Raw genomic sequence first — 24,066 nt, forward strand, 5'->3', positions numbered from 1 at the left:
ATGCCGCGTTGCGCGAGCGACGGCCCGAACAGGCAGGGGGTGGCATGCGGCGGATCGACAAGGAGCGCGACCGGCTGCTGCGTCGTCTCGCGCGGGTCGGCGGGCTCACGGGCGCCGCCGTCGCGCTCGCCTGCATCGTCGTTCCCGGTGCGATCGGCCCGTCCCGGTTCGCCCTCGCCGCGGCCCTCGTCGTCGGCATGGCGGTCCTCATCGGCCTCGCGACCGCTCGCGGCGCACTCGCGGCGACGATCGGCGCGATGGCCGCCGCCACGGTGCTGCTGCTCGTCATCGGCCTCGATCCGACGCTCGATCCGGCGGGGGCGAGCGCGATGGCCGCCGTCGGGGCGCTGTCCACCGCCGCCCTCGCGATCCCGCTCGTCGTCCGGCCGGCGGGTCCGGCGGTCATCGTGGCGAGCGCCGCGTCGATCCTCGTCGCCCTGGGCGCGTCCGCGGCGTCCGGCGCCGACGTCCGCCTCGTGGTCGTGGCCACGGTCGCCGGCTGGATCGCGTGCGGGATCGTCGGGATCTGGCTCGCGCGGGCCATCGACCGCGCCGCGGAGCGGATCGACGAGGTGGGCCGTGCGCACGAGGCCGAGCGGCTCGCGAGCGAATCGGAGGCCCAGCAGCGCCAGGACGCTCGCGTGCTGCACGACACCGTCCTCGCCACGTTGAGCCTCCTCGCCCACTCCGGCGTCGGGGTCGAGACCGGTCCGCTGCGCCAGCAGGCCGGGGACGACGCGCGTCTGCTCAAGCAGCTGCGGCTCGGAGCGCCGCTCGACAACGGTTCGAGCGCGATCTTCTCCCCCGAGTCCTCCGACGAGGGCCTCGGTGCCACGTTCGAGTCCGTCCGGCAGCGCTTCGCGCGACTCGGACTCGACGTCAACTGGCACGGCGCCAACCACCTCGTGCTTCCGAAGGACGCCCTCGACGCCCTGCTCGGTGCACTGGGCGAGTGCCTCGAGAACGTCCGCCGGCACGCCGGCGTGAGCGTCGCGGACGTCACCGTGACCGACGACGAGCACACGGTCCGCGCGATGGTGACGGACCAGGGCGCCGGATTCGAGCCCGCGGCGGTCGATCCGGCGCGCCTCGGGTTCGCCGAGTCGGTCGTCGGGCGGCTGCACGCCGTCGGCGGTCGGGCGAGGGTCTTCAGCTCGCCGGGGTCGGGGACGACGGTCATGCTGGAGGTGCCGAAGCCGTGAACCCCTTCCGCCGGACCCACGAGGCCGAGGCCTCGCCCGACACCACCCACGAGATCCAGTTCGATCGCCCGAGACGATCGGCCCGCGCCGCCGAGGACATCCGGAGCGCCCACGGCGGTCGCCGCCTCGCGGTCGGCATCACCGCGGCCGCGGGCGTCATCGTCCTCGCCCACTTCGCCCATGCGGTGGGGCTCGTCGGCGTCTTCCCACCCGGGACTGGCTCGGGTCCCGCGTGGATCGCGTTCGCGATCGTCGCGGTCGCGACCGTCGTCGCCACCCGCGGCCTCACCCGCGTGGCCGACTGGACGCACGTGCTCATCCTCGCCGCGCTCGCCGTTCCCGTCGCGATGGACCTCTCGGCGACCGCGGGCCTCCTGCACCTCGGCATCACGCCGACGGCCGCTCCGGCCGCCGCGGCGCTGCTCCTCCCGGTCGCGGCGCTCCGCGAGACGCGGACCCCGGTTGCGGCGTCGGCCGTCATCGCCGTCGTCCTCGCGGTCGCCGCGCTCCTCCAGGCGGAGACGGCCCGATCGTGGACCGTGGCCGGTCTGGCGATCGCGGCCACCGCGGTCGTGCCGGTGGTGCTCGTCGCGATCGGCGTCCGCGGGTTCCGCCGACTCGTGGGTCGCGAGCTCGACCTCTCGCTGGTGCAGTCGACCGTCGCGACCCCGCGCTCCGCCGTCGGCATGCGCGCCTCCGAGGAACTCGCGGAACTCGACTACGACGCCGAGGCGCTGCTCGAGGACGTGGGGTCCGGCCGGATCTCGATCCCGCTGCCCGCCGATGCCGCCGACCGGGCGAGCAGCCTCGCCGCCCGGTTGCGCATCCGGCTCATCGAGGGACGCACCGACACGTGGCTGCGCCACGCGGTCACCGAGTCGGCGTACCTCAGCCGACGCGTCAGCGTCGACGACGCGCAGGGCCTGGCCGGCCTGCTCTCGCCCGCGCAGCGCGAGGGACTCCTGCTCGCGCTCTGGCTCGTCGCCGGGCAGCGACGACGCAAGGCGAACGAGCCGCCGCTGGAGGTCCGCGTCCGCTGCCGCGAGAGCGAGATCGGCCCGCCTGACGACGACGATCCGGAGGACGGATCGCGCTCGGCCGAACTGGCCGCCGTCGCGATCGGGCTCGACGTGTCCGGCCTCCCGGCGCGTCGCGTCGATGCGGCGGCATGGGATGCACTCGATAATGTCGGTGTACACGAGATCGTCCCGGGTCCTGAGGGGTTCCGGATCGAGCTCGAGTGCCGGATCGACCCCACGGTCCGGAATCCGGCGCCGCCCAGCGCCGTCAACCCGAGGGGAGCCTGACGTGCCCGAACCCGCGCTGCCGCCCATCCGACTCGCCGTCGTGGACGATCACCGCATGCTGCTCGGCGCCCTGACCGAGTGGCTGCGCGGCGCGACCGACGACGTCGACCTCGTCGCCGCCGTGCCGTCGTGGTCCGAACTGCTCGCGAACCCGGAGTTCCCGGTCGACGTGGTGCTGCTCGACCTCGACCTCCGCGACAACATCCCGATCTCGATCAAGCTGTCGACGCTGAAGTCGGCGGGCGTGCGCACGATGCTCATGAGCACGTACTCCGAGCCGGCGGTCGTCCGCGAGGCGCTCGGCGCCGGCGCGCTCGGCTACCTCGTCAAGTCCGAACCGGTCGAGACGATCGTCGAGGCCATCCGCGCGGCGCGGAACGGCGAGCAGTACCTGTCGCAGGAGCTCGAGGACGCGCTGCAGACCGATGGCGCGGCGCCGCGTCTCAGCGCCCAGGAGCGCCGCGTGATGGCGCTCTACGGCGCGGGTCAGCCCGTCAAGGCGGTCGCGTTCCAGCTCGGCATCTCCGAGGAGACCGCGAAGAGCTACCTCAAGCGCATCCGCGAGAAGTACCGCCTCGCCGGCTACGACGTCGGCACGAAGGTCGCGCTCCGGAAGCGCGCGATCGCCGACGGCATCCTGCTGCAGTCCGAGTAGGCCCGCGTCCTCAGTCGCCGATCGCGCCGAACGCCCCGGTCACCGAGGGCAGGGGGATGCCGCGGCGCTGTCGCGCCCGGTCGAGCGCGAAGGTGCCGACCGCGAGCATGATGCCCGCGATGGTGAGCAGCAGGCCGACCCAGACCGGGGCGACGTAGCCGAGTCCGGCGCCGATGACCATTCCGCCGAGGATCGCGCCGAGGCTGTTGCCGATGTTCAGGGCCGAATGGTTCAGGGCGGCGGCGATCGACTGGCTGTCGCGTGCGACGTCCATGAGGCGGGCCTGGATGGTGGGCGACAGTGCCGCAGCGGACGCGCCGACGAGGAAGACGCCGACGCCCAGGCCGAGCGGATGCCCCGCCGTGAAGCCGAGCAGGACGAGCGCGCCGGCGAGGACCGCGAAGAACAGGTACATCGATCGTCGCACGCTCCAGTCGGCGAGCCGCCCGCCGACGAGGTTGCCGATCGTCATGCCGAGGCCGAAGACGACGAGCACGAACGGCACGGCGCCCGCGGGCAGTCCGGTCACCTCGGTCGCGAGCGGCGCGACGTAGCTGTAGACGGAGAACAGGCCGCCGAACCCGATGGCTCCGATCGCGAGGGCGAACCACGCCTGCGCGCGGGTGAAGATGCGCAGCTCCCGCTTCATGGTGGCGGCGGCGTCGCCGGGCTGCCACGGCACGGCGACCGCGACGGCGAGGAACGTGGCGACGAAGATGGCGGCGACCGCGAGGTAGGCGATGCGCCATCCGGCCTGCTGACCGAGCCAGGTGATGAGCGGGACCCCGAGGACGTTGGCGATGGTGAGCCCCGAGAGCACGAGCGCGACGCCGCGGGCGCGCTTGCCCGGGCCCATGAGGCTCGCGGCGACGAGCGAGGCGATGCCGAAGTAGGCGCCGTGCGGGAGCGCCGCGACGAAGCGCGCGGCCACGACGAGTTCGAACGTCGGGAGCAGCGCCGAGGCGATCGTGCCGAGGCTGAACGCGGCGAGGAGCGCGAGGAGGAGTCGCTTGCGCGGCCAGCGCGCGGCGGCGGCCGCGATCGTGGGGGCGCCGACGACCACACCGAGCGCGTAGGCGGAGATGATCCAGCCGGCCGCGGCGTTCGCGGCATCCGTCGACTCGGCCGAGAGGCCCGGCAGCAGGTCGGCGGCCATGTCGGGCAGCAGGCCCATCGCGACGAACTCGGTCGCGCCGATGCCGAAGCCGCCCATCGCGAGCGCGAGGAGGGCGAAGCGGATGCGGGCCGGCGACGGCGTCGTCGGCCCGTTGGTCTCGGGGGTCACCGTTCGATCATCGCACGGATCGAATCGATTCGACAAACGGTCCGTCGGCCCGGACGTCGGGCCCCGACGTCATGTCCCGGGAGCCGACGGCCCCGCGATCCGCGGACTCAGCCGTCGTTCTCGATGGCCGCCTCGAGCCGATCGACCTTCGCGTCGAGCTCGCCCGTGTACCCGGGACGGATGTCGGCCTTCAGCACGAGGGAGACCCGCGAACCGTACTCGGCGACCGCGTCGCACGCCTCCTTCACGACCCGCATCACCTCGTCCCACTCCCCCTCGATCTCGGTGAACATGGACGTCGTGCGGTTCGGCAGGCCCGACTCGCGGACGATCCGCACGGCGGCGGCCACCGCGTCGTGCACCGACCCGTCGCTCCGTCCCGTCCCACTCGGTGCGACCGAGAACGCCACCAGCATCCGAATTCCTCCCAGGGTCGACGGCGCGGGGCGCCGGAGGTCACGACGCCGTTCGAGGGCGCCGGTCGCTCCCAGCCTGCCACACCGAGCGCACCGACCATCCGAGCAGGACGCACAGCAGCACGGCCTTCACCGTGAGCAGCAGCACGAACCCCGGATTGGCGATGAGCAGCCACGCGTACCAGTACGGGTAGATCACGTGCGTGAGCACGGCGATCGCCGCCGCGAGCGCCGCGGGCGTGAGGAAGCGGGCGCCGCCGAGCACCAGGCCGAGCACGACCGGGGCAGCGAGCCACGTGACGAACTGCGGCGACCCGACCTTGTTGGCGATCATGAGCACCGCGGTGAAGGCGACGGCGAGCGGCGGCAGCAGCGCGCCGACGTGCGCGGCGCGCCTCGCGGCGCGCACGCCGACCGCGAGCACCGCGGCGAGTCCGACCAGCATGAGCGGCGTGGTGAGCGCGGCCGCGACATCCGCCCCCGGACCCTCGATCTGGAACGTCAGGATGTCACGGTCGTAGACGATCGTCGCCGCATCGGTGCCCGCCACGATCCACCACAGCCAGATCACCGCGAGCGGCGCCTCGATCTGCAGCCCGCGCCCGGCCTGCTCGGCGACGAAGCCGAACGCGTTCGCACCCGAACCGGCGAGCAGGCTCACGCCGACGATCGCGATCGACAGCGACGCGACGACCGTGAACACCTCGAACCGGCGCCGGAGCGCGACGAGCATCGCCGCCACGAGCGCGGCCGGCCACACCTTGATCCACGTCGCGATCGTGACGAGCACGGCGGCCACGCGGGGTCGCCCTGCCGCCCAGAGCAGGCCGAGGAGCGCGAAGGGCACGGTGACGGCGTCGAGGCGGCCGAGCGCGATCGGGCCGAGGAGCGCGAGGAAGGCGAGCCACCACCAGGCCGCGGCCCGGCGTCGCCGGGAGAGGACGCCGCGCCCGAGGAGCACCGAGAACGCGATCGCGTCGAGGAACGTCACCATGCCGAGCCAGGTCACGCCGTACCAGGCGGCGCCGAACGCGAGCGCCGCCGTCATGGGGGCGAACGCCAGGATCGGGTACACCCATGGCGTGTCGATGCCCATGCGGAGGAATCCGAGCTGCGCGGTCTCGGCCCAGACCCGGTACACGGCCGTGACATCGCCGAGCGGCCAACCCGGCGCGTAGAGGTTCAGCAGGGCGAGCCCGAGGTGCACCGCGCCGAACGCGACCCACAGGGCGGTCCGCCCGCCGAGACGCGGGCGCCGCCGACGCGGGGCTCCCGGGCGGTGCCCCGCGACCTCGGTGCCGGACTCCGCCATGGCATCCGAGCCTAGCCGCGCGCCGCCCGCGACCCGCTCAGCGTCGCAGCAGGCCGCCGACGACGGCCGGCACCGCGTGCGCCACGTCGAGCGCGGTCACCGGCCCGCCCTCCCACGCATCGCTCGCGCGGCGTGCGGCCTCGGAGTGGATGAGCGCGGCCGTCGCGGCGAGGTGCGTGATCGCGGCGGCGTCGTGCGCGAGGCGCTCGTGGTGGGTGGCCGCGAGCGCGCCGATGATGCCGCCGAGGACGTCCCCGGTGCCGGCGCTCGCGAGCCAGTGCGTCGACTCCGTCACGGTGATCCTCGTGCCGTCCGGATCGCACAGGTGCGTGACCGCGCCCTTCAGGAGGACCGCGACACGCAGCTGCTGCGCGGTGCGCTCGGCCCAGGCGGCGGGATCGGCGTCGATCTCCTCCACGGTGCACGGGATGTCGCGGTCGTGCAGCAGGCGCGCGAGTTCCCTGCGGTGCGGCGTGATCACGGTCGGCCCGGTGTGCGAGCCCACGAGGTCGAGCCCGCCCGCGTCGAGCACCGACGGCAGGCCGGACGCGAGGGCGTGCTGCAGTTCTCCCGCGAGCCGGAACGATCGGTTCGTCGAGTCCATGCCGGACCCGAGCAGCCACGCCTGCACGCGACCCGGGACGGCGACCGTCTCGGGACGCGCGGCGAGGACCGCCTGCCGCACCGCGCGCGGACCGGTGAACCGCACCATGCCGACCCCGGTCCGGTGCGCGGCCTCGACGCCGAGCACCGCCGCGCCGGGATAGTCGGGCGAGCCCGTGATGACGCCGAGGACGCCGCGGCGGTACTTGTCGTCATCCGCGCCAGGCTCGCTCAGCCATGCGGATGCGTCGTCGAGCGTCCATTCGCGCCACGTCCCGGTCACCATGGTTCCAACGATAGGTTGATGGGCATGCCCGCGACCATTCCCGCGCCGATCGCCCTGTCGCCCCGAGTGGTCGTGTTCGACTACGGCGAGGTCATCTCGCACTCTCCGTCCGCCGCCGACCGCGCGGCGCTGCTCGCGCGAGCCGGAATCGCGGACGACGGTGCGGAGGCGTTCTGGAGCGCGTACTGGGCGCACCGCGACGAACTCGACCGCGGCACCCTCGCGATCTCCGACTACTGGGCCCGCGTCGCCGACGACCTCGGCACCGAGTGGTCCGAGGTCGACCGCCACGAGCTGTGGGCGATCGACCATCGCGGATGGCTCAGCGTCGATCCCGGCACGCTCGGCGTCCTGCACGCCCTCCGCGACGGCGGCACCCGCCTCGCCCTCCTCTCGAACGCCGGTGCCGACTTCGGCGGATGGCTGCGTCACGGCTCGTTCGCGCCGCTGTTCGAGGCGGTGTTCGTCAGCGGTGAGCTGCAGATGGTCAAGCCGGAGGCCGAGATCTTCGCGCACGTGATGCGCGAGCTCGACATCTCGCCCGACCAGCTCCTGTTCGTCGACAACAAGCCCGTCAACGTCGACGGTGCGATCGCGGTCGGCGGTGCCGGGCACGTGTTCACGGATGCCTCCGGCCTCGAGTCGTGGCTGCGGGGTCTCGCCGCATGAGCCGCACCGACCTGGGCCTCGCGGAGGCGCCCGCAGCAGCTCCGGCCCTGTTCCGCCCGATCACGATCCGCGACCTCGAGATCCGCAACCGGATCTGGGTGCCGCCGCTCTGCCAGTACTCGGTGACCGAGCGCGACGGCGTCCCGCACGACTGGCACCTGGTGCATCTCGGCTCTATGGCCGCGGGCGGCGCCGGGCTGGTGATCGCCGAGGCGACCGCGGTGAACCCCGCGGGGCGGATCTCGGACTACGACACCGGGCTGTGGAACGACGAGCAGGCGGCGGCGTGGGCGCGCATCACGCGGTTCATCCGGTCGCAGGGGGCGGCCTCCGGCATCCAGCTCGCACACGCGGGCCGGAAGGCGTCGGTGTGGCCGGAGACCGTCGACCGACGCGGTTCGCAGCCGCTCGACGAGGGCGGCTGGACCACGGTGGCGCCGTCGGCGATCGCCTTCGACGGACTCCGCCGGCCGGAGGCGCTCGACGAGGCGGGCATCCTCGCGGTGATCGAGGACTTCCGAGCCGCCGCACGCCGGGCCGTCGCCGCGGGCTTCGACGTCGTCGAGGTCCACGCCGCGCACGGCTACCTCGTGCACCAGTTCCTGTCGCCCCTGTCGAACCTCCGCGAGGACCGCTGGGGCGGCGACCTGGAGGGCCGCGCGCGCCTGCTGCTCGAGATCGTGCGCGAGGTGCGTGCCGAGATCGGCGAGCGGATGCCGCTGTTCGTGCGCTTCTCGGCGACCGACTGGGCGCCCGGCGGTTGGGACGAGGAGCAGACCTCGACCGTGGCCGGCTGGGCGGCCGAGGCCGGCGCCGATTTCTTCGACATCTCGACGGGCGGGCTCGTGCGCGACGTCCGGATCCCCGTCGGACCGGCGTACCAGGCCGCGCACGCGGAGTTCGTGCGCGGCCGGGCCGGGGTGTCGGTGTCGGCGGTCGGCCGGATCACGACGCCCGAGCAGGCCGAACAGCTCGTGGCATCCGGTTCGGCGGACGCGGTCATGTTCGGCAAGGCGATGATGCGCGACCCCCACCTCGCGCTGCGTGCCGCGAACGCGCTCGGCGCCGATGCCGCGCACTGGCCGCCGCAGTACCTCCGGGCACGGCCGGAGGCCAACGACGGGGAGTTCTGAACCGGGCGATCAGGCGGACGCCGCGGCGAGCATCTGCTTCGCCTGGTCGAGCGTGACGGCCTTCGGCTGCGCGAGCGAGAGGATGTTCCCCTCGCTGTCGTCGAACCACGCTCCGCGCTCGCCCTCGTCGTCGACGACGCCGTTCTCGGTCTTCAGGCCGGGCAGGTCGTAGTCGTGGAACACGATGCCCTTCGACCTGAGTACCGCCATGTCGCGATCCAGGTCGTCGGTCATGATGCCGAGCGCCGTCGCCTTGTTGGTGCCGGCGAACTCGGACTCGTACACGAGCACTGCGACGCCGCCAACGACGTACGTCGCACCGCCCATGTCGGTCGAGACCGGATCCAGGCCGAACGTGTCATGCCAGAAACGCTGCGCCCGCTCCAGGTCGGACGCTGCGAGCACGGCCATCGTCATCGAGTTCTCGAACATGAGACCACCTCATCTCTCGGAGACGCCGTGAGTCTACGCCGAGCCCGGTGCGGCCGCCTCACCCCCTCCGGGTGGCATCCTGCACCTCGCCGACGAGCTCCTCGATGATGTCCTCGAGGAAGACCACGCCCGTCGTCCGCCCCTGGTCGTCGAAGGCGCGGGCCAGGTGCGTGCCGAGCCGGCGCATCGAGGCGAGCGCGTCCTCGAGGTCGGTCCCGTCGAAGATCGAGACGACCCTGCGGACGCGCTTGGCGGGGATCGGATCGTCGAACTCGTCGTCGTCGAGGTCGATGACGTCCTTCAGGTGGACGTACCCGACGGGCTCGCCGTCGGCGCCCGCGAGGACGTAGCGCGAGAACCCGCGACGCGCGACCGCACGCTCGACGTCGCTCGGCGTGGCATCCGCCGGCAGGCAGACGAGTTCGGCCATCGGCACCGCGACGTCGCGCACCTTCTTCGTCGTGAACTCGAACGCGGCGGTCAGGGTCCCGCTCGCGTCCTCGAGCACGCCCTCGCGGCGCGACTGGACGACGATGGTCTGCACCTCCTCGAGCGTGTACGTCGAGGTCGCCTCGCTCTTCGGCTCGACGCCGAAGAGCCGGAGCACGCCGTTCGCCGTCGCGTTCAGCGCGACGATCACCGGCCGGAAGATCCGTGCGATGAACACCAGCGGCGGCGCGAGCAGCAGCACGGCACGGTCGGGCAGCGAGAACGAGAGGTTCTTCGGCACCATCTCGCCGAGGACCACGTGCAGGTACGAGACGAGCAGCAGCGCGATCACGAACGCGATCGTGGAGACCACCTCGGGCGACCACCCGGTGAGCTCGAGCGGGTACTCGAGCAGGTGGTGGATCGCAGGCTCCGACACCGTCAGGATCAGCAGCGAGCAGATCGTGATGCCGAGCTGGCTCATCGCGAGCATGAGCGTCGCGTGCTCCATCGCCCAGAGCGCGGTCTTCGCACTGCGGCTGCCCTGCTCGGCGAGGGGCTCGATCTGGGAGCGCCGCGCGGAGATGACCGCGAATTCGGCGCCGACGAAGAACGCGTTGCCGAGGAGCAGCACGAACAGCCAGGCGAGTCCGGCCCAGTCGCTCATCGTCCGACCTCCCTCGGCTGGGCGGCGGCCACGGTGGGCGCCTCGTCCCCATCCGCCTGGGTGGGCACGGTCACGGGCGAGAACTGGATCCGGTCGATGCGGCGGCCGTCGAGACGTTGGACGCGGAACGTGCCGCCCTCGACCTCGACCTCGTCCCCGACGACCGGGAGTCGACCGAGGCTCGCCATGACGAAGCCGGCGACGGTCTCGTAGGCGCCGTCCTCGGGCACCCGGATGCCGGTGCGGTCGAGCAGCTCGTCGGGCCTGAGGATGCCGGGGAAGCTCACGAACTCGCCGCGACGCACGACGCCGGCGCGCGTGCGATCGTGCTCGTCGGAGACCTCCCCCACGAGTTCCTCGACGAGGTCCTCGAGCGTCGCGACGCCGGCCGTGCCGCCGTACTCGTCGACGACGACGGCCATCTGGTAGCCGCGACCGCGCAGTTCGCCGAGGAGCGCGTCGAGCTTGATGGTCTCGGGAACGCGGAGCGCGTCGGACTGCAGCGCCGACGCCGGCACGACCTCGCGCTTCTCGCGCGGCACCGCGACGGCCTGCTTGACGTGCACGATGCCCACGACGTCGTCGAGGTCCTCGTCGTAGACGGGGAACCGGCTGAACCCGGTCTGGCGCGCGAGCTCCAGCACGGCCTCCGTGGGTTCGGTCCGCTGCACGGCCGCGACGCGCGGGCGCGGGGTCATCACGTCGGAGGCGTCGTGCTCCGAGAAGCGGAGCGTGCGACCGAGGAGCGTCGCGGTGTCCTGCTCGAGGAGTCCGGCGCTCGCCGACCGGCGGACGAGGCTCGAGAGCTCCTCCGCCGAGCGGGCGCCCGAGAGCTCCTCCTTCGGCTCGATGCCGACGAGGTGGAGCAGGCGGTTCGCGCTGCCGTTCAGCACCGCGATCGCCGGGCGGAACACCCAGGTGAACGCCGTCTGGAACGGCATCACGACCTTCGCCGTCTGCCGCGGCAGGGCCAGCGCGAAGTTCTTCGGCACGAGCTCGCCGATGATCATCGACAGCAGGGTCGCGACGACGACCGCGGTGATCGCGCCGACCGGGCGGATGAGCGCCTGGGGCACCCCGATCGCCGCGAGCGGGCCCGCGAGGAGCGACGAGATCGCGGGCTCCATCGTGTAGCCCGTGAGGAGCGTGGTCAGCGTGATGCCGAGCTGCGCACTCGAGAGGTGCGTCGAGGTGATCTTGAGGCCCTCGATGGTGAGCCCGAGTCGGGTCTCACCCCTGGCGCGCCGCGCCTCGAGGTCGGCGCGATCGAGGTTCACGAGCGCGAACTCGCTCGCAACGAAGAGGCCCGTGCCGACCGTGAGGAGGAATCCGATGCCGAGGAGTACCCACTCAGACATCCGCACCTCCCCGCGCGGTCACGGGCGAGGGTCTATGGCAGGGCGAGGTCGCAGAGGGAGGGTCGTCCATGGTCGACCCAGTATATCGGCGGATGCCGCGAGCTCCCCGAGCCGTAACGCCGCCGTCACACGCCCCGGCCCGGCGCTCTCCGGCCCGGCGCTCTCCGGCCCGGCGCTCTCCGGCCCGGCGCTCTCCGGCTCGGCGCTGTCCGGCCCGGCGCGGCTCGGCCCGGCCCCAGCCCGGCCGGCACGCTCCTGATTCCTCATGTGCGCCACGCTGCACATGAGGATTCCGGATCATCTCCGCCGATTCGCCGACACGGCCGGGGCGGATCGACGAGCGGCGCCCGCCGCTCCGCGGAGCCGTAGCGGTGGTCGAACGCCCGGAGCACTCGCTCGGTCTCAGCCTCCAGCGCGCCGACGAACTCGTGCTCGAGCCGGTACGACCTGGAACGCGGCTCTGCCGGATCGACGCCGGCCGACACGACGCCGAGCCGCCGGAGCGTGCCGAGCCGATGCGAGACCGCCGTGCGGGAGAGGCCGAACTCCATCCCGAGGACCTCGACGAGGGTGGCGGCGGAATGCTCGCCGACGGCGAGCACCTCGACGATGCGCCGACCGATCGGGTCGGCGAGCACCGCGAACGGGTGGGCGGCCGGATCCATGCCCGTGAGCGTAGGACGGCGACGGGATCGACCGAGTCATCCACCAACAGGCCCTCTGCGACGCCGCAACCGGACCGGCGGCCGCGCCATCCGCTCACCGCGCGACGGCGGCCGCGCTACCAGCTGACCGGCAGCGCCTTGCCCTCCTCGTAGCCCGCGGCCGACTGAATGCCCACGAGCGCGCGCTCGCGGAACTCGGGCACCGATCGGGCGCCGGCGTAGGTGAACGAGCTGCGCACGCCCGACGTGATCATGTCGAGCAGGTCCTCGAGCGAGGGCCGGAGCGGGTCGAGGTAGATCGCCGACGACGAGATGCCCTCGGCGAAGAGCTCCTTGCGGGCGAGCTCGTATGCGGAGAGCCGGCCGAAGCGCTCCTTGACCGCCTTCGTGGACGCCATGCCCCAGCTCTCCTTGTACACCCGCCCGTCGGCGTCGCGGCGCAGGGTGCCGGGCGCCTCGATCGTGCCGGCGAACCACGAGCCGATCATGACGGATGCCGCGCCGGCGGCGAGCGCGAGCGCCACGTCGCGCGGGTACCGCACGCCCCCGTCCGCCCAGACGGCCGCGCCGTGCTCGCGCGCGGCCTCCGAGGTCTCGAGCACCGCGGAGAACTGCGGGCGCCCGACGGCCGTCATCATGCGGGTCGTGCACATGGCGCCCGGCCCGACGCCGACCTTCAGCACATCGGCGCCCGCCTCGACGAGGTCGGCGACCGCGTCCGCGGTGACGATGTTGCCCGCGACGATCGGGATGCCGAGGCCCGCCGCCTTCACGGCGCGCACGGCACGGATCATGCCCTCCTGGTGACCGTGCGCGGTGTCGACCACGAGCATGTCGACGCCAGCGCCCGCGAGCGCGCGCGCCTTGGCCTCGACGTCCCCGTTGATGCCGATCGCCGCCGCGACGCGGAGGCGGCCGGAGGCATCCGTGTTGGGTTCGGAGACCGTCCCGCGCAGGGCGCTGCGGCGGCTCAGCGTGCCGATCACCCGACCGTGCTCGAGGATCGGCGCGAAGTCGATGTCGGCGTCGACCATGAGGTCGAACGCGCGACGGGGCGTGTCGACGTCCTCGGCGTCGAGCGACGGGATCGCGCCGTGCACCAGGTCGCCGAGCCGGGCGTCGGGCAGCGCCGTGGCGAGTCGCATCGCGGGGATCGTGCCGGCGTACGCGCCGTCGTCGTCATGCAGGACGATGCCGTGGCCCTCGACGGGCGGCAGCACCTCGAGCGCGTCGGCGACGGTGCGGTCGGCCGGGAACGCGTGCGGCACGTCGAACCGGGCGGGCCGGGACTTGACCCAGCGGATGGCCTCGTCGAGCTCCTGCAGGGGCAGGTCCTGCGGCAGCACGCCGATCCCCCCGCGGCGTGCGAGCGTCGCCGCGAGACGCGGCCCGGTCACCGAGTTCATGTTCGCCGAGACGATCGGGATGCTCGCCCCCGACCCGTCGTCGGGCGCGAGCGACACGTCGAGCCGGCTCGTCACGCCCGACCGGCTCGGCACCAGGAAGACGTCGGAGTACGTGAGGTCGTGCCGCGGCGTCGTGCGATAGAACTCCATGCCCTCAGGCTATGCCCCGCTCCTCCACGAGCGGTGGGCGTCGGCCGCCCGGAGGGCCTGCTGGGAGGATGCTGCGATCCGCGCGCTCATCCGTTGCCCGGTGCCGAGCGCCGCCGGAAGGGGTTTAGGCTTGTCTGGGCGTTCCGCGTCGTGCTGCGCGCCACGCCTCAGGTGAGCATCCATCAATGGAGAGAGTGGGCGAAAGGCTGTGTCGAGCCAATTGACCGGGTCGGGATCCGACGAGACCACGTCGGCGATGTTCGGAGCCAACGAGTGGCTCGTGGACGAGATGTACGAGCGGTTCCTCGCCGACCCCAGTTCGGTGGACGAGACCTGGCGCGAGGTGCTCGAGCACTACCGTCAGGTGCGCACCGGCGAGACCGCCGCGACGCCCGCGACCGCCCCGGCGATGCCCGACGAGACCGCGCTGCACAGCGCGGCGAGCGAGCAGGCGGAAGCCGCTCCGGCCGCGCCCGCGACGCCGGCCGCCGAGCAGCCGGTCGCCCCCGCGGCCCCGACCGAGCCGCAGTCCGAGGCCGCCGCGCCGACCGGTGAGGCCGCCCCGGCCGACCAGCCCGCGGCATCCGCCCACGCCCCCGCGACCGCGCCGAACGCCGTCATCGGCCAGGCGCCCGCCGCCCGCACGACCTCGGTGGCACCGCGCACCGCCCCGGTGCCGGCCGACGTCCCCGTGACGAGCCCCCAGCAGCAGGCCGACGCCGGCGAGCGCGAGGACGAGGTCGTCCCGCTCAAGGGCCTCCCGAAGACCCTCGCGGCGAACATGGACGCCTCGCTCACCGTGCCGACCGCGACGAGCGTTCGCACCGTGCCCGCGAAGCTCATGATCGACAACCGCATCGTGATCAACAACCACCTCCGACGCACCCGCGGCGGCAAGGTGTCCTTCACGCACCTCATCGGCTGGGCGCTCATCCAGGCGCTGAAGGAGTTCCCGAGCCAGAACGTCTACTACTCCGAGGCCGACGGCAAGCCGGCGCTCGTGAAGCCCGCGCACATCGGCCTCGGCATCGCGATCGACATCCCGAAGCCCGACGGCACCCGCGCCCTCCTCGTGCCCGCGATCAAGCGCGCCGAGACGATGACCTTCAACGAGTACCTCGCCGCCTACGAGGACCTGGTCTCCCGTGCGCGCAAGAACAAGCTCACCGCCGACGACTTCAAGGGCGCGACCATCTCGCTCACGAACCCCGGCGGCATCGGCACCGTGCACTCCGTGCCGCGCCTCATGAAGGGCCAGGGCTGCATCATCGGCGCCGGTGCGCTGGAGTACCCGGCCGAGTTCCAGGGCGCCAGCGAGAAGACCCTCGCGAACCTCGCGATCGGCAAGACGATCACGCTGACGTCGACCTACGACCACCGCGTCATCCAGGGCGCCGGCTCGGGCGAGTTCCTGAAGAAGGTGCACGAGCTGCTCATCGGCGACCGCAACTTCTACCAGGACATCTTCGCGGCGCTGCGCCTGCCGTACGAGCCGATCAAGTGGAACGCCGACATCTCGGTCGACATCGCCAGCGCGATCGACAAGACGGCCCGTGTCCAGGAGCTCATCAACTCCTTCCGAGTCCGGGGCCACATGATGGCCGACATCGACCCGCTCGAGTACGTCCAGCGCTCGCACCCCGACCTCGACATAGAGAGCCACGGGCTGACCTTCTGGGACCTCGACCGCGAGTTCGTCACGGGCGGCTTCGGCGACAAGCGCACCGCGCTCCTGCGCGACATCCTCGGCGTCCTCCGCGACTCGTACTGCCGCACCATCGGCATCGAGTACATGCACATCCAGGACCCGGTGCAGCGCAAGTGGATCCAGCAGCTGGTCGAGCGCAAGTACGAGAAGCCCACGCACGACGAGCAGATGCGCATCCTCGGCAAGCTCAACGAGGCCGAGGCGTTCGAGACCTTCCTGCAGACCAAGTACGTCGGCCAGAAGCGCTTCAGCCTCGAGGGCAGCGAGTCGATGATCGCGCTCCTCGACGAGGTGCTGCAGGGCGCCGCCAAGGAGGGCCTCGACGAGGTCGCCATCGGCATGGCGCACCGCGGCCGCCTGAACGTCCTCACGAACATCGCCGGCAAGACCTACGGCCAGGTGTTCCGCGAGTTCGAGGGCACGCAGGACTCGAAGGCGTTCTCCGGCTCGGGCGACGTGAAGTACCACCTCGGCACCGAGGGCACCTTCACCGCCGACGACGGGCAGCAGGTGCCGGTCTCGCTCGCCGCGAACCCGTCGCACCTCGAGGCCGTCGACGGCGTGCTCGAGGGCATCGTCCGCGCCAAGCAGGACCGCAAGCCCGTCGGCACGTACTCGGTGCTGCCGATCCTGGTCCACGGCGACGCGGCGATGGCCGGTCAGGGCGTCGTGGTCGAGACCATGCAGATGTCGCAGCTCCGCGCGTACCGGACGGGCGGCACCATCCACCTCGTCGTCAACAACCAGGTCGGCTTCACGACGGTCCCGGGCGACGCACGTTCGTCGATCTACTCGACGGATGTCGCGAAGGCCATCCAGGCGCCGATCTTCCACGTGAACGGCGACGACCCCGAGGCCGTCGTCCGGGTCGCGGAACTCGCCTTCCGGTACCGCCAGGAGTTCAAGCGCGACGTCGTCATCGACCTCGTGTGCTACCGGCGTCGCGGGCACAACGAGGGCGACGACCCCTCGATGACCCAGCCGCTCATGTACAACCTCATCGAGGCGAAGCGCTCGGTCCGCAAGCTCTACACCGAGGCCCTCGTCGGCCGCGGCGACATCACCGAAGAGGAGTACGAGGAAGCGCACCGCGACTTCCAGGACCGCCTCGAGCGCGCCTTCGCCGAGACGCACGCCGCGCAGACCGGATCGATCCCGATCGTCGGCGGCGACGCGCACGGCGCGGAGCCGGTCTCGGGCGAGCTCGAGACGACCGGGGTCTCGACCGAGGTCGTCCACGCCATCGGCGACGCCTTCATCAACAAGCCCGAGGGCTTCACGGTCCACCCCAAGATCCAGCAGCTGCTCGCCAAGCGCCAGGACATGAGCCGCAACGGCAAGGTCGACTGGGGCTTCGGCGAACTGCTCGCGCTCGGATCGCTCCTCCTCGAGGGCACCCCGGTCCGCCTCGTCGGCCAGGATGCGCGTCGCGGCACGTTCGTGCAGCGCCACGCGGTGCTCCACGACCGCACGAACGGGCAGGAGTGGCTGCCGCTGCAGTACCTCGGCGACCAGCAGGCCCGGTTCTGGATCTACGACTCGCTGCTCAGCGAATACGCGGCGATGGGCTTCGAGTACGGCTACTCGGTCGAGCGGGCCGACGCGCTCGTGATGTGGGAGGCGCAGTTCGGCGACTTCGCGAACGGCGCGCAGACGATCATCGACGAGTTCATCTCGTCGGCCGAGCAGAAGTGGGGCCAGCGCTCGAGCGTGGTCCTGCTGCTCCCCCACGGCTACGAGGGCCAGGGCCCCGACCACTCCAGTGCCCGCATCGAGCGCTACCTGCAGCTGTGCGCGGAGGACAACATGACGGTCGCGCGTCCCTCGACGCCGGCGTCGTACTTCCACCTGCTGCGCCGGCAGGCGTACCAGCGTCCGCGGCGTCCGCTCGTCGTGTTCACCCCGAAGGCGATGCTGCGCCTCCGCGGTGCGACGAGCGAGGTCGAGGACTTCACGCAGGGTCGCTTCGAGCCGGTGCTCGACGACGCCCGGATCACCGACAAGGCCGCGGTCAAGCGCGTCGTGTTCATGGCCGGCAAGCTCTACTACGACCTCCTCGCCGAGCTCGAGAAGAACCCGAACCCCGAGGTCGCGCTGGTCCGACTCGAGCAGTACTACCCGCTGCCCGCCACGGAGCTGAAGGCCGTCGCCGACGCGTACCCGAACGCCGAACTGGTGTGGGCGCAGGACGAGCCCGAGAACCAGGGTGCGTGGCCGTTCTTCATCATCGAGACGAACAAGCTCGGCCCGCGCGAGGTGCGACTCGTCGCCCGCACCGCGGCCGCCTCCCCGGCGACCGGGTCGGCGAAGCGCCACGCGGCCGAGCAGGCCGACCTGATCAAGCGCGCGCTGTACTAGGCCGCGCGCCCGCCCGACGACGAGACGAGCGGATGCCTCCTCCCGGAGGCATCCGCTCGTCTCTGTCTGTCGAGGGGCCGGTCGGCCCGCCGAGGTCAGCGCGCCTCGACCGGAACCCGGTCGGCGGGCAGGGGCTCGCCGTCGGCGTCGCGATCGCCGTCCGCGGACGGCGCGGGCCCCGAGTCATCCGCCGGCGCCGCGTGCGCTCCGTGCTGCCGCTCCTCGCGCGACAGGCGACTCGGCCACCAGATCGCGCGCCCGATGTCGTACGAGACCGCGGGCACGAGCAGCGTCCGCACGAGGAACGTGTCGAGCAGCACGCCGAAGGCGACGATGAACGAGATCTGCGCCAGGAAGAGGATGGGCAGCACCCCGAGCGCGGCGAAGGTCGCCGCGAGCACCAGGCCCGCGGACGTGATGACGCCGCCGGTCAGCCGGAGGCCCCTCAGGATGCCTTCGCGGGTCCCGTGCCGGGCCGCCTCCTCCCGCACGCGGGTCATGAGGAAGATGTTGTAGTCGACGCCGAGCGCGACGAGGAAGACGAAGCCGAAGAGCGGCACCGACGGGTCCGCGCCGGAGAAACCGAACACGAACTCGAACACGAGGGCGGAGACGCCGAGCGCGGCGGCGAAGGAGAGCACGACGCTCGCGATGAGGATGAGCGGGGCGACGACCGCCCGCAGCAGCAGCATCAGGATCACGAGGATCGCGAGGAGCACCAGCGGGATGATGAGGCGCTGGTCGGCGATCGCGGCCTCGTTGGTGTCGAGCGCCACGGCCGTCGGGCCGCCGACGAGCACGTCCGCGCCGACCTCGTCCAGGCGTTCCCGGAGGTCGACGACCGCGGCCTCCGCCTCCGCGGAGTCGGCGGGGTCGTCGAGCGTCGCCTGGAGCAGCACGGTGCCGTCGACCACGGTCGGATCGGGTGCGGGCGTGCCGGGCGGGCCGAAGGCCTGGATGCCGTCCCCGGTCACGGGGGCGCTGCCGGCCGGGGAGTCGGCCGAGAGCACGGCGACGGATGCCACGCCCGGGGTGTCGAGCGCGATGTCGGCCATGTCCTGCAGGTCGTCCTCGGGCCCGATGATCACGGCGGGCGTGCCGGAACCGCCCGGGAAGTGCTCGCTCACGAGTTCCTGGCCGTCGCGCGCCTGCGACTCGCCGAGCACGAACTCGCTCGAGGGGACGCCGTCGGCGTCGAGCCGGACGAGGCCGAGGGCCATGACGGCGAGGAGCAGCGTCGACAGGATCCACACGATGCGGGGGCGGCGCGAGACGAGCCGCCCGACGGCGCCCCAGAGTCCGCGTTCCGCGGCCTCCTCGGCGTCGACGGGAGCAGCGTGGCGGCCGTGCTCGGCATCCGGCGCGGCCTGCTCGACGCGCGCGATGCGCCGCGGCCAGAACGCGACGCGCCCGGCCCAGAGCAGCAGTGCGGGCAGGAGCGTGAGTGCCGCGAGCAGGGCGAAGACGATGCCGATGGCGGCGACCGGCCCGAGGATCTTGTTCGAGTTCAGCTCGGAGGCGAGGAGGATGAGCAGGCCCACGATGACGGTTCCCGCCGAGGCCGCGATCGGCTCCCAGGAGCCCTTCAGCGCGGCCCACGTGGCATCCCACTTCGTCTCGTGCTGTGCGAGCGCCTCGCGGTACCGGGCGATGTAGAGCAGCGCGTAGTCGGTGGCGGCGCCGATCACGAGGATGAAGAGGATCCCCTGGGTCTGCCCCGACAGCAGCAGCAGGTCGGCCTTCGCGAGCTGGACCACCGTGAACACCGAGGCCGTGAGCGCGGTCACGCTCGTGAAGAGCACGATGAGCGGCAGCAGCGGCGAGCGGTACACGATCACGAGGATCACGAGGACCGCGAGGAGTGCGACGGCCAGGAGGAGGCCGTCGATGCCGGCGAACGCGGCGGCGAGGTCGGCCGTGAAGCCGGCGGGGCCGGTCACGGCCGCGGTGGTGCCGTCGATGGGCGACTCCTCGAGCAGTCCGCGCACGGACTCGACCGTGACTCCGGATCCCTCCTCGCCCTCGCCGGGAGCGATGGACGCGACGAACTGGGCCGCCTCGCCGTCCTCCGACGGGATGACCGGCGACGTCTCGTCCGCGACGACGCCGTCGAGGTCGACGACCCCATCGCGGAGGTCCTCGATGTCGGCGAGCTGGGCCGCCGTGAGGTCGGACCCGTCGTCGGTCGCGACGATCACGATCGCGGGGACGTTCTCCGAGTCGCGGAACGCGTCCTGCAGCTCGTTCACCTCCGTGGCCTCCGCCGACGCGGGGAGGAAGGACGCCTGGTCGTTGCGCTGCACGTCGGAGAGCCCCCCGAACGCGGCGCCTCCGGCGCCGAACAGTGCGAACCAGACGAGGATCAGGACCCCGGGGATCAGGATTCGAAGCCAGACGGGGACGCGACCCCCGGGACGTTTCGCGACGGCATGCTCGTTCATCGTGCTCGACGCTACGGAACGGTCGCCGTGGCGCGCGTCCATCGAAAGTTCGGAAACGGACGAGCGCTGCCGTTCACGGGGCGCCGGCGACGCGGCGCGGGCGCTGCGCGGACGATTCAGTCGGCCAGGACGTCGTGCCCGGACTGGAACGCCCGGATGCGGCCGAGCACGACCGTGCGGAGCTCCTCGGGCGCGCTCTCCCGGCACGCCCGCTGGACGACCTCGGTGATCGCCACGCCGACGCGCAGCTCGCTCCGGCAGTCCTCGCAGTTCGCCACGTGCTCGCGGATGTCGGCGGCATCCTCGCTGCACAGCTCGTTGTGCAGGTACTCCTCGAGCTCGGCCTTCGCCTTGTCGCAGCCGCAGTCGGTCATTTCGCGCTCCTGGTGGATCGGGTCGCCGGCTGCGTGGTGGCGAAGCCGCGCTCGCTGGCGTAGTCGGCGAGGGACTCGCGGAGCATCCGCCTGCCGCGGTGCAGGCGACTCATCACGGTCCCGATCGGGGTGTTCATCATGTCGGCGATCTCCTGGTAGGAGAATCCCTCGACGTCGGCGAAGTACACGGCGAGCCGGAAGTCCTCGGGCAGCGCCTGGAGTGCGTCCTTCACCGCCGAGTCGGGCAGGTGGTCGATCGCCTCGGCCTCGGCCGATCGGCTGGAGGACGCCGTCGTCGACTCGGCGCCGCCGAGCTGCCAGTCCTCGAGGTCGTCGATCGTGCCCTGGTAGGGCTCGCGCTGCTTCTTGCGGTAGCTGTTGATGAAGGTGTTCGTGAGGATCCGGTACAGCCACGCCTTGAGGTTCGTGCCCTGCCTGAACGACGCGAACGCCGCATAGGCCTTCACGAAGGTCTCCTGCACGAGGTCCTGCGCGTCGGCCGGGTTCTTCGTCATCCGGAGCGCCGCCGCGTAGAGCTGGTCGATGAACGGCAGCGCCTGCTCCTCGAACAGCGCGCCGAGGTCGCGCGTCTCATCGCCGGGCCGCTCGTCGGTCAGCGTCTCGTCGGCAGGGGTCGCAGTGTCGTCGCCGCTCATCAGGGGCCATCCTAGATCGTCGGTCTCCGAGACGACCGGGCGATCGAGTACCGCGAGTGACACGCACCGACTCCTTCCTGCTCTCGGACGCTACTGTTGGTAACCGATGCAGATCTCGAGGTATTCCGCGCCGGAGTTCGATCCGTACGGCGACAACCGCCAGACCGAGACGGATGACGGATGGCGCGCGCCCGTGGCATCCGGCCCGCTCTCGGCCTCGCTGTCGCTGCCCGGCTCGAAGTCGCTCACGAACCGCGAACTCGTGCTGGCCGCGCTGGCCGACGGCCCGTCGACGCTGCGGGCGCCGCTCTGGTCGCGCGACAGCGAGCTCATGGTCGAGGGCCTGCGCGCCCTCGGCGTCGGCTTCGAGCGGATGCCGGGCGCCGGCGGGTTCGGCGACGACCTCCGCGTGACCCCGGCCGACGAGCTGTTCGGCTCGACGACGATCGACTGCGGCCTCGCGGGCACGGTCATGCGCTTCCTCCCGGCGGTGGCGGCGCTCGCCCTCGGGCCGACGACGTTCGACGGCGACGCGTCCGCGTACCGCCGCCCGATGCGCGGGGTCATCGAGGGCCTGCGCGGCATCGGCGTCGACCTCGACGACGACGGGCGCTGGGCGCTGCCGTTCACGGTGCACGGAACGGGACGCGTCGAGGGCGGCGAGCTCACGATCGACGCCTCGGCGTCGAGCCAGTTCGTCTCCGGGCTGCTGCTGTCGGCGCCCCGGTTCGAGCGCGGCCTCGACCTGACGCACTCGGGCGAGCGGCTGCCGAGCCTGCCGCACATCGAGATGACGATCGACACGCTCGCCCGACGCGGCGTCGAGGTCGAGCAGCCCTCGGTCGGCCGCTGGCGCGTGGCGCCCGGCCCGATCGCCGCACGCGACGTCGAGATCGAGCCCGACCTGTCCAACGCCGCGCCGTTCCTCGTCGCCGCGCTCGTCGCGGGCGGGTCGGTCACGATCTCGGGCTGGCCCGACGAGACGACCCAGGTCGGCGCGCAGCTGGCCGACCTCCTCCCCCGCTTCGGCGCCCGCGTCGAACGGGCGGGCGACCGGCTCACCGTGCACGCGCCCGAGCCGCCCGCAGGCGGCGGCCGAGGCATCCGCGGGGTGGACCTCGACCTCTCGGAGGCGGGCGAGCTCGTCCCGAACCTCGTCGCACTCGCGGCCTTCGCCGACGAGCCGAGCACCATCACCGGGATCGGGCACATCCGCCACCACGAGACCGACCGGCTCGCCGCGCTCGCGTCCGAGCTGAACGGCCTCGGCGGGCGCGTCGCCGACCTCGACGACGGCCTTCGCATCGAGCCGGCCGCGCTCCACGGCGGCGGGTGGAGGGCCTACGAGGACCACCGCATGGCGACGACCGGCGCGATCGTCGGCCTCGCGGTCGACGGCGTCGTCGTCGACGACATCGGCTCGACGTCGAAGACGCTCCCCCAGTTCACCGAGCTCTGGGAGCGGATGCTCGGATGAGCTGGTGGGACACGGACGACGAGGACGAGGAGTACGGGGAGTACGACGAGGCCGACGTCCGGATCCGCCCGAACCGCAAGGGCAGCCGGCCCCGCACGAAGGTGCGCCCCGAGCACGCCGACGCCGACACCGGGTTCGTGCTCGGCGTCGACCGCGGGCGGTACGCCGTGCTCGTCGACGAGGGAGGCCCCGACGAGCGCGAGATCATCGCGGCGAGGGCGAGCGAACTCCGCCGGAAGTCCGTCGTGACGGGCGACCGTGTCGACCTCGTGGGCGACACCTCGGGCGACGAGGGCACGCTCGCGCGCATCGTCCGCATCCGGGAGCGCACGACCCTCCTCCGGCGCAGCGCCGACGACACCGACGCGGTCGAACGCGTGATCGTCGCGAACGCCGACCAGATGCTCATCGTGATCGCCGCCGCGAACCCCGAGCCGCGGGTCCGCCTCGTCGACCGCTACCTCGTCGCGGCGTACGACGCGGGCATCGCCCCGCTCGTGTGCGTGACGAAGACCGACCTCGCCGACCCGGCGCCGTTCCTCGCGAACTTCGCGGGCCTCGACCTCCCCGTCGTCCTCAGCCGCAGCGACGACATGCCGCTCGAGGAGATCTCCGACCGACTCGTCGGGCACCGCACGGTGTTCGTCGGCCACTCGGGGGTCGGCAAGTCGACGCTCGTCAACGCGCTCGTGCCCGACGCGAACCGCGCCACGGGCCACGTGAACGTCGTCACCGGCCGCGGCCGGCACACGTCCTCCTCGACGGTCTCGCTGCGGCTCGAGCACGACGGCCGCACCGGCTGGGTCATCGACACGCCCGGTGTCCGCTCGTTCGGGCTCGGCCACGTCGACCCGGCCAACATCCTGGGTGCGTTCGCCGACCTCGCGCGCGTCGCGGAGGACTGCCCCCGCGGCTGCACGCACCTGCCCGACTCCCCCGACTGCGCGATCATCGAGGCCGTCGAAGCCGGCGAGCTCGGCGAGTCCGGGCGCGTGCGGCTCGACTCGCTGCAACGGCTGCTCGCGACGTTCGCCTGAGGGGCACCGGCGGATGCCTAGGCTCGCGCGGCACGCGGCA

General features: G+C 72.4%; 20 protein-coding genes. 8 read left to right on the forward strand and 12 right to left on the reverse strand.

What is annotated here, in order from left to right; all coding sequences use genetic code 11:
* The first annotated feature begins 44 nt into the window (after positions 1-44).
* From GJ743_RS10670 to GJ743_RS10675, 3 genes are read left to right on the forward strand one after another with little or no spacing between them, the layout of a single operon-like run.
* On the forward strand, positions 45-1,202 hold the full coding sequence (locus tag GJ743_RS10670; protein ID WP_155051892.1) for a sensor histidine kinase: 1,158 nt from the start codon (positions 45-47) through the stop codon (positions 1,200-1,202).
* Positions 1,199-2,509 carry a hypothetical protein gene (locus GJ743_RS19610; RefSeq protein WP_230386706.1) on the forward strand — a complete coding sequence of 437 codons (1,311 nt, stop codon included), beginning with the start codon at positions 1,199-1,201 and terminating at the stop codon, positions 2,507-2,509. Before GJ743_RS10670 ends, GJ743_RS19610 begins: the two co-directional genes overlap by 4 nt.
* Before the next feature lies 1 nt (position 2,510).
* Positions 2,511-3,164 carry a response regulator transcription factor gene (locus GJ743_RS10675; protein WP_328289063.1) on the forward strand — a complete coding sequence of 218 codons (654 nt, stop codon included), beginning with the start codon at positions 2,511-2,513 and terminating at the stop codon, positions 3,162-3,164.
* 10 nt (positions 3,165-3,174) lie between these two features.
* Here the strand turns inward: GJ743_RS10675 and GJ743_RS10680 are convergent, their stop codons facing one another.
* The 4 genes from GJ743_RS10680 to GJ743_RS10695 all read right to left on the reverse strand — a co-directional run bounded on the left by GJ743_RS10680 (position 3,175) and on the right by GJ743_RS10695 (position 7,066).
* Entirely contained in the window at positions 3,175-4,449 is a 1,275-nt protein-coding gene (locus GJ743_RS10680) for an MFS transporter (protein WP_328289064.1), read from the reverse strand.
* Positions 4,450-4,556: 107 nt separating this feature from the next.
* A complete protein-coding gene (locus GJ743_RS10685; RefSeq protein ID WP_155051894.1) occupies positions 4,557-4,865 on the reverse strand; it encodes a thiamine-binding protein in 309 nt (102 codons plus the stop codon).
* A gap of 40 nt (positions 4,866-4,905) precedes the next feature.
* Entirely contained in the window at positions 4,906-6,177 is a 1,272-nt protein-coding gene (locus GJ743_RS10690) for a glycosyltransferase 87 family protein (RefSeq protein WP_155051895.1), read from the reverse strand.
* 37 nt (positions 6,178-6,214) lie between these two features.
* Positions 6,215-7,066 (reverse strand): ADP-dependent NAD(P)H-hydrate dehydratase, encoded by an 852-nt coding sequence (locus tag GJ743_RS10695; RefSeq protein ID WP_155051896.1) that lies wholly within the window; start codon positions 7,064-7,066, stop codon positions 6,215-6,217.
* 24 nt (positions 7,067-7,090) lie between these two features.
* On the opposite strand from GJ743_RS10695, the gene GJ743_RS10700 reads away from it, so the two are divergent.
* Both GJ743_RS10700 and GJ743_RS10705 read left to right on the forward strand, forming a co-directional pair.
* The gene (locus GJ743_RS10700; protein WP_155051897.1) at positions 7,091-7,735 is read left to right on the forward strand and encodes an HAD family hydrolase; all 645 of its coding nucleotides are present in this window, start codon (positions 7,091-7,093) and stop codon (positions 7,733-7,735) included.
* A complete protein-coding gene (locus tag GJ743_RS10705; protein ID WP_155051898.1) occupies positions 7,732-8,868 on the forward strand; it encodes an NADH:flavin oxidoreductase/NADH oxidase in 1,137 nt (378 codons plus the stop codon). The genes GJ743_RS10700 and GJ743_RS10705 overlap by 4 nt, the downstream gene beginning before the upstream one ends.
* 9 nt (positions 8,869-8,877) lie before the next feature.
* Here the strand turns inward: GJ743_RS10705 and GJ743_RS10710 are convergent, their stop codons facing one another.
* The 5 genes from GJ743_RS10710 to guaB1 form a co-directional block, all read right to left on the reverse strand.
* Positions 8,878-9,300: a VOC family protein gene (locus tag GJ743_RS10710; RefSeq protein ID WP_155051899.1), complete on the reverse strand. Its 423-nt coding sequence runs from the start codon at positions 9,298-9,300 to the stop codon at positions 8,878-8,880.
* Positions 9,301-9,358: 58 nt separating this feature from the next.
* Positions 9,359-10,396, reverse strand: a complete 1,038-nt coding sequence (locus GJ743_RS10715) for a hemolysin family protein (protein ID WP_155051900.1) — start codon at positions 10,394-10,396, stop codon at positions 9,359-9,361.
* On the reverse strand, positions 10,393-11,754 hold the full coding sequence (locus GJ743_RS10720; protein ID WP_155051901.1) for a hemolysin family protein: 1,362 nt from the start codon (positions 11,752-11,754) through the stop codon (positions 10,393-10,395). Before GJ743_RS10720 ends, GJ743_RS10715 begins: the two co-directional genes overlap by 4 nt.
* A 263-nt stretch (positions 11,755-12,017) precedes the next feature.
* Positions 12,018-12,419: a winged helix-turn-helix transcriptional regulator gene (locus tag GJ743_RS10725; protein WP_155051902.1), complete on the reverse strand. Its 402-nt coding sequence runs from the start codon at positions 12,417-12,419 to the stop codon at positions 12,018-12,020.
* Between the two features lie 116 nt (positions 12,420-12,535).
* On the reverse strand, positions 12,536-13,975 hold the full coding sequence (gene guaB1 / locus GJ743_RS10730) for a GMP reductase (RefSeq protein WP_155051903.1): 1,440 nt from the start codon (positions 13,973-13,975) through the stop codon (positions 12,536-12,538).
* A gap of 208 nt (positions 13,976-14,183) precedes the next feature.
* Here guaB1 and GJ743_RS10735 point away from each other — a divergent pair, with 208 nt between their 5' ends.
* Positions 14,184-18,041, forward strand: coding sequence for a multifunctional oxoglutarate decarboxylase/oxoglutarate dehydrogenase thiamine pyrophosphate-binding subunit/dihydrolipoyllysine-residue succinyltransferase subunit (locus GJ743_RS10735; RefSeq protein WP_328289065.1), 3,858 nt, complete (start codon positions 14,184-14,186; stop codon positions 18,039-18,041).
* A gap of 95 nt (positions 18,042-18,136) precedes the next feature.
* On the opposite strand, the gene GJ743_RS10740 is transcribed toward GJ743_RS10735, so the two are convergent.
* The 3 genes from GJ743_RS10740 to GJ743_RS10750 form a co-directional block, all read right to left on the reverse strand.
* Positions 18,137-20,482, reverse strand: coding sequence for an MMPL family transporter (locus tag GJ743_RS10740; protein ID WP_155051904.1), 2,346 nt, complete (start codon positions 20,480-20,482; stop codon positions 18,137-18,139).
* 116 nt (positions 20,483-20,598) lie between these two features.
* Positions 20,599-20,856, reverse strand: coding sequence for a zf-HC2 domain-containing protein (locus GJ743_RS10745; protein ID WP_155051905.1), 258 nt, complete (start codon positions 20,854-20,856; stop codon positions 20,599-20,601).
* Positions 20,853-21,512, reverse strand: a complete 660-nt coding sequence (locus tag GJ743_RS10750; protein WP_155051906.1) for a sigma-70 family RNA polymerase sigma factor — start codon at positions 21,510-21,512, stop codon at positions 20,853-20,855. Before GJ743_RS10750 ends, GJ743_RS10745 begins: the two co-directional genes overlap by 4 nt.
* 106 nt (positions 21,513-21,618) lie before the next feature.
* Here GJ743_RS10750 and aroA point away from each other — a divergent pair, with 106 nt between their 5' ends.
* Together aroA and rsgA are read left to right on the forward strand one after the other, a co-directional pair.
* Complete coding sequence (gene aroA, locus GJ743_RS10755) at positions 21,619-22,989, forward strand: 3-phosphoshikimate 1-carboxyvinyltransferase (RefSeq protein WP_155051907.1); 1,371 nt, start codon at positions 21,619-21,621, stop codon at positions 22,987-22,989.
* Positions 22,986-24,026, forward strand: a complete 1,041-nt coding sequence (rsgA, locus tag GJ743_RS10760) for a ribosome small subunit-dependent GTPase A (RefSeq protein ID WP_155051908.1) — start codon at positions 22,986-22,988, stop codon at positions 24,024-24,026. Before aroA ends, rsgA begins: the two co-directional genes overlap by 4 nt.
* Positions 24,027-24,066: the final 40 nt, after the last annotated feature.

This window comes from Agromyces bracchium, from assembly GCF_009709675.1.
Lineage (GTDB): Bacteria > Actinomycetota > Actinomycetes > Actinomycetales > Microbacteriaceae > Agromyces > Agromyces bracchium.